At 71.0% G+C, this 4,845-nt stretch carries 6 protein-coding genes; 2 read left to right on the top strand and 4 right to left on the bottom strand.

Annotation, left to right across the window (positions count from 1 at the left end; genetic code table 11):
• The 4 genes from ACU436_RS42250 to ctaE all read right to left on the bottom strand — a co-directional run.
• The coding region (locus tag ACU436_RS42250; protein ID WP_459032811.1) for a cytochrome b at positions 1-563 on the bottom strand (563 nt) is incomplete at its 3' end.
• Positions 560-1,690, bottom strand: coding sequence for a cytochrome bc1 complex Rieske iron-sulfur subunit (gene qcrA / locus ACU436_RS42245; RefSeq protein WP_459032810.1), 1,131 nt, complete (start codon positions 1,688-1,690; stop codon positions 560-562). The genes qcrA and ACU436_RS42250, both read right to left, overlap by 4 nt.
• The gene (gene qcrC / locus ACU436_RS42240) at positions 1,687-2,529 is read right to left on the bottom strand and encodes a cytochrome bc1 complex diheme cytochrome c subunit (protein WP_459032809.1); all 843 of its coding nucleotides are present in this window, start codon (positions 2,527-2,529) and stop codon (positions 1,687-1,689) included. Before qcrC ends, qcrA begins: the two co-directional genes overlap by 4 nt.
• A 34-nt stretch (positions 2,530-2,563) precedes the next feature.
• The gene (gene ctaE, locus ACU436_RS42235; RefSeq protein ID WP_459032808.1) at positions 2,564-3,187 is read right to left on the bottom strand and encodes an aa3-type cytochrome oxidase subunit III; all 624 of its coding nucleotides are present in this window, start codon (positions 3,185-3,187) and stop codon (positions 2,564-2,566) included.
• A 77-nt stretch (positions 3,188-3,264) separates the two neighbouring features.
• On the opposite strand from ctaE, the gene ACU436_RS42230 reads away from it, so the two are divergent.
• Positions 3,265-3,687: a hypothetical protein gene (locus tag ACU436_RS42230; protein ID WP_459032807.1), complete on the top strand. Its 423-nt coding sequence runs from the start codon at positions 3,265-3,267 to the stop codon at positions 3,685-3,687.
• Positions 3,680-4,726: an anthranilate phosphoribosyltransferase gene (gene trpD, locus ACU436_RS42225; protein ID WP_459032806.1), complete on the top strand. Its 1,047-nt coding sequence runs from the start codon at positions 3,680-3,682 to the stop codon at positions 4,724-4,726. Before ACU436_RS42230 ends, trpD begins: the two co-directional genes overlap by 8 nt.
• The last annotated feature ends 119 nt before the right edge of the window (positions 4,727-4,845 follow it).

Genomic DNA, 4,845 nt, shown 5'->3' with positions numbered 1-4,845 from the left:
ACGGCCAGCATGAACCCGGACGCGATTCGCAGGCCCGTGCCCGACAGCAGGTCGTCGGGGATGGAGTAGCCGGTGAACCCGGCGAAGAAGCCGAGGAACAGCAGCAGCACGCCGATCACCCAGTTGGCCTCGCGCGGCTTGCGGAAGGCGCCGGTGAAGTACGTGCGGAACATGTGCACGACCATCGCGGCCAGGAACAGCAGCGCCGCCCAGTGGTGCACCTGGCGGACGAACAACCCGCCGCGGACCTGGAAGGAGATCTCCAGGGTGCTCTCGTAGGCCCGCGACATGTGGATGCCGCGCAGGTTCTCGAACGGGCCGTTGTAGGTGACTTCCTGCATGGAAGGGTCGAAGAACAACCCCAGGTAGGTGCCCGACAGCAGCAGGACGATGAAGCTGTAGAGCGCGATCTCGCCCAGCATGAACGACCAGTGGGTGGGGAAGACCTTGTTGAACTGCTTCCGCATGCCCGCGGCCGGGTGGTAGCGCTGGTCGAGCTCGTCGAGCGCGCCGACCACCTTCGCGTTGGCTCCCGACCCGGTGGGTGTCGTGAGGGAACTCACGGGTTGTACCTCCGCTCCCAGAAGGCCGGGCCGACTGGCTCGGCGAAGTCGCTCCTGGCGACGAGATATCCCTCGTCGTTCACTGTAATGGGAAGCTGGGCGAGCGGCCTCGTCGCCGGACCGAAGATCGGCCTGGCGTACTCCGTGGCCAGGAACTGCGACTGGTGGCACGGGCAGAGGATCCGGTTGGTCTGCGACTCGTACAGCGAGGTGGGGCAGCCCAGGTGGCTGCAGATCTTGGAGAACGCGTAGTAGTCGCCGTAGTTGAAGTCTTCCTGACCGTTGCGGTGCACGACCTGCTGGTCGGGGCGCAGCCGGATCAGCATGACCGGGGCGTCGGAGGCCCGGAGGCTGCGGATCAGGGCCTCCTCGTCGTCCCGGTCGGACTCCCGGAACGGGAACACCGTCTCCATCGAGCCGGGGTCCTGGTCCTCGGGGCGGATGAGGGAGATGTCGTGCGGGTCGCCGGTGTCGCGGCGCAGGTAGACGGTCTCGCCGTTGACGGGCTTCCAGGGGGTGACCCACAGCGCGGCGTCGTCGCCGCCCTTCCACGGGTTGCGCACCAGCGGCGCGACGGCCGCGATGCCGAGCCCGAGACCGAGCACGCCCGCTGCACCGCCGGCCGCCCGGATGATCAGCTTGCGGCGCGCGATGTCGGTGTCCTTGCCCGCCTTGACCAGCTGGGAGGTGACGGTGAGCCGGGCGACGTCGTCGGAGGCGCCGTCGTGGCGCTGCTGGACCGACACCTCGTCGGGGAAGAACTTCTTGATGTAGGCGATCACGCCGATCCCGAGCGCGAGCACCGAGAGCCCGAACGTGAAGCCGACGATCGGCGTGTAGAGCGCGTACAGGGAGTAGCCGGGCTCGCTGGGCGCCACGTACTCGAACGGCCAGAACAGGAACGAGCCGAGGAAGGCCAGCCCGGACACCGCGGAGATGACGAACCACAGCGCCACGGCGCGTTCCGCGCGCTTCTCGGCGCGGGTGCCCGGCAGCGGCCACTTGCGCTGGTTGTGGACGACGTCGACGTCGTCGAGCTCCCCGGCCAGCCGCGCGCGCTGCTCGAGGGTCATGTCCTCGACATCGGCCGCGGTGGGCGCGGGTGGTTGCTGGTGCGATGTGGTCATGACTTGGCTCCCAGCCACATTGCGACGCCGATCATTGCGGCGATGCCGACGATGAAGGCGACCAGGCCCTCGGACACCGGCCCGATCCCGCCCAGCGGGTTGCCGCCCGGGTTGTTGTTCCCGTCCGTCACCGACTTGACGTAGGCGATGATGTCCTCCTTCTCGTCCGGCGCGAGCTGCCGGTCGGAGAACTTCGGCATGTTCTGCGGGCCCGTGAGCATCGCCGTGTAGATGTCCAGCTCGGTGGCCGGGTCGAGCGTCGGGGCGTACTTCCCGGAGGACAGGGCCCCACCGCGTCCCGTGAAGTTGTGGCAGGACGCGCAGTTGAGGCGGAACAGCTCACCGCCGCGCGCGGGGTCACTGCCCTGGAGGGCCTGACCCTCCGCGGCCGGCCGGGTGGGCCCGCCGCCGTTGGCCTGGACGAACGCGCCCAGCGCGTCGATGTTGGCCATGCCCTCTTCGGTGTTCGGGTCGAACTGCGGGCCGACCGGCTTGCGCGCCGCCTGCGCTTCCTGGCGGGCCAGCGGCATCCGGCCGGTCGACACCTGGAAGTAGACGGCCGCGTCGCCGACGCCGATGAGGCTCGGTCCGCGGTCCTGGACGCCCTGCAGGTTGGAGCCGTGGCAGCTGACGCAGGTGTTGTTGTAGATCTGCTCGCCCTGCGCGATCAGCGCGGTGTCGCCCTCCTGCGCCGTGGCCACCTGCGGCTGCGGGGCGAAGGCGGTGTACAGGCCTCCCGCGGTGAGCAGGCCGATCCCCAGCGCCAACGCGCCTGCGACGCGGCGGCGGAACCGGCTGCGCGGCCCGCGGGGCTTCCTCGAAGGGGGTGTGGTGGTCATCGTCGGCGTCGTCCAGCCCTTAACGGTCGGGGAATCAGCGGATGAAGTAGATGACGGTGAAGAGGCCGATCCACACGACGTCCACGAAGTGCCAGTAGTAGGACACGACGATCGCGGCGGTGGCCTGCTGCGGCGTGAACTTGGTGAGCTTGGTGCGGATCAACAGGTAGATGAACGCGATCAGCCCGCCGGTGACGTGCAGCCCGTGGAATCCGGTGGCCAGGTAGAAGACGGTGCCGTACGCGTCGGAGGAGAGCGTGGTGCCCTCCTCGACCAGGGTGCGGTACTCGTTGGCCTGGCCGAGGACGAACAGCGTGCCCATGATCAGGGTCAGCAGGTACCAGCGGCGCAGCCCGAACACGTCGCCGCGTTCCGCCGCGAACACGCCGAACTGGCAGGTGAACGACGACGCGACGAGGATGATCGTCACCACCAGCGCGTAAGGCACGTCGAGGTGGGTCGGAGGCGGGGGCCACGACAGATCCGGCGGGTTCTGCGCGCGCGCGGTGAAGTAGATCGCGAACAGCCCGGCGAAGAACATCAGCTCGCTGGACAGCCAGACGATGGTGCCGACGCTGACCAGGTTGGGGCGGTTCAGCGAATGGATGCGCGCGCTGATGGTGGGAGCCGCAGTCGTCACCGGGGCAGTATGAACCATCTTCTACACGCTGTCGTCCTTGCCCCCGGGGCAGGCGGGACCGGGCGGACGAGCACGTCGCACTACAGTTCCTCCCCGTGAGCAGCCCTGTCGCGCACGAGGCCCTGACCGTGCTGGTGTTCAGCCATCGCCCCGAGGTCCGCGAGGCCATCATCATGGCCATCGGCCGGCGCCCGGCGCCCGACCTCCCCCGCATCCGCTTCCAGGAGGCCGGCGGGATCGCGGAGGTGCTGCAGGGCGCCGACGCCGGCGAGTTCGACCTGGCGATCCTCGACGGCGAGGCCCAGCCGACCGGCGGCATGGGCATCTCCCGCCAGCTGAAGAACGAGATCGACGACTGCCCGCCGATCATCGTCACGGTGCGCAGGCGGGACGACCGCTGGCTCGCCACCTGGTCCCAGGCCGACGCGGTGCTCGTGCACCCGCTCGACCCGCTCACCGCCGCCGAGGCGGTGGCCGATGTGCTGCGGCGCTCGGCGTCGGTTGCGGTCCGTGGCTGAGACCGGGCTCAGCTGGCCGGGTCTGCTCGGCCGGCTGATCCGCGGCGAGCACCTGGGCGCCGCGGACACGGCCTGGGTGATGGACCGGGTGCTCTCGGCCGAGGCCACCTCCGCCCAGCTCGCCGGGTTCCTGGTCGCGCTGCGGGCCAAGGGGGAGACGGCCGCCGAGATCGCCGGTCTCGCCGAGGCGATGCTGCGCCACGCCCGGCGGGTCACCGTGCCCGGACCGGCGGTGGACGTCGTCGGCACCGGAGGTGACCAGGCCCACACCGTCAACATCTCCACGATGAGCGCGGTCGTCGTGGCGGCCGCGGGCGCGCCGGTCGTGAAGCACGGCAACCGCGCCGCGTCGTCGTCGAGCGGGGCCGCCGACGTGCTCGAGGCGCTCGGCGTCGTGATCGACCTGCCGCCCGACGGGGTCGCGGCCTGCGTGGCGGAGGCGGGCATCGGCTTCTGCTTCGCCCCGGTGTTCCACCCGGCGATGCGGCACGCGGCCGCCCCACGCCGCGAGCTCGGCGTGCCCACCGCGATGAACGTGCTCGGCCCCCTCACCAACCCCGCCCAGCCGCCCGCCGCGCTCGTCGGGTGCGCCGACCCGCGGCTCGCACCCGTGATCGCCGAGGTGCTCGCGGGGCGCGGGGGCACCGCGCTCGTGGTCCGCGGCGACGACGGCCTCGACGAGCTCACCACCACGACCACCAGCACCGCCTGGGTCGTCGCCGGCGGGCAGGTCCGGGAGGAGAGCGTCGACCCGGCCGCGCTGGGCCTCGCGCCCGCCACCAAGGAGGCGCTGCGCGGCGGCAGCCCGGCCGAGAACGCCGAGGTCTTCCGCGCCCTCGTCGGCGGGCACACCGGCCCCGTGCGCGACGCGGTGCTGCTCAACGCGGCCGGCGCGCTGGTCGCGTTCGACGGGCCGCCCGCGCGGCTGGCCGACGCCTTCCCGGCGGCGCTCGAGCGCGCCGCGGCCGCCGTCGACTCGGGTGCAGCCGAACGCCTGCTGACGCGCTGGGTCGAGGTCTCGACCGTCCAGAAGGCCTAGTGTCCCGAGTCGTTAATCCGCGCCTTAATTGCTGGTAGTCTGGCTCGATGGCGCGGACGGGTCGGCCAGTCGCGGAGCTGGTGCTCACTGAGGATGAGCGGGAGACGCTGAGCCGGTGG

This window comes from Pseudonocardia wallangbongensis (genome assembly GCF_054486945.1).
Note: the sequence above shows the minus strand (reverse complement) of the source record. Positions and strands in the feature narration are given on the sequence as shown.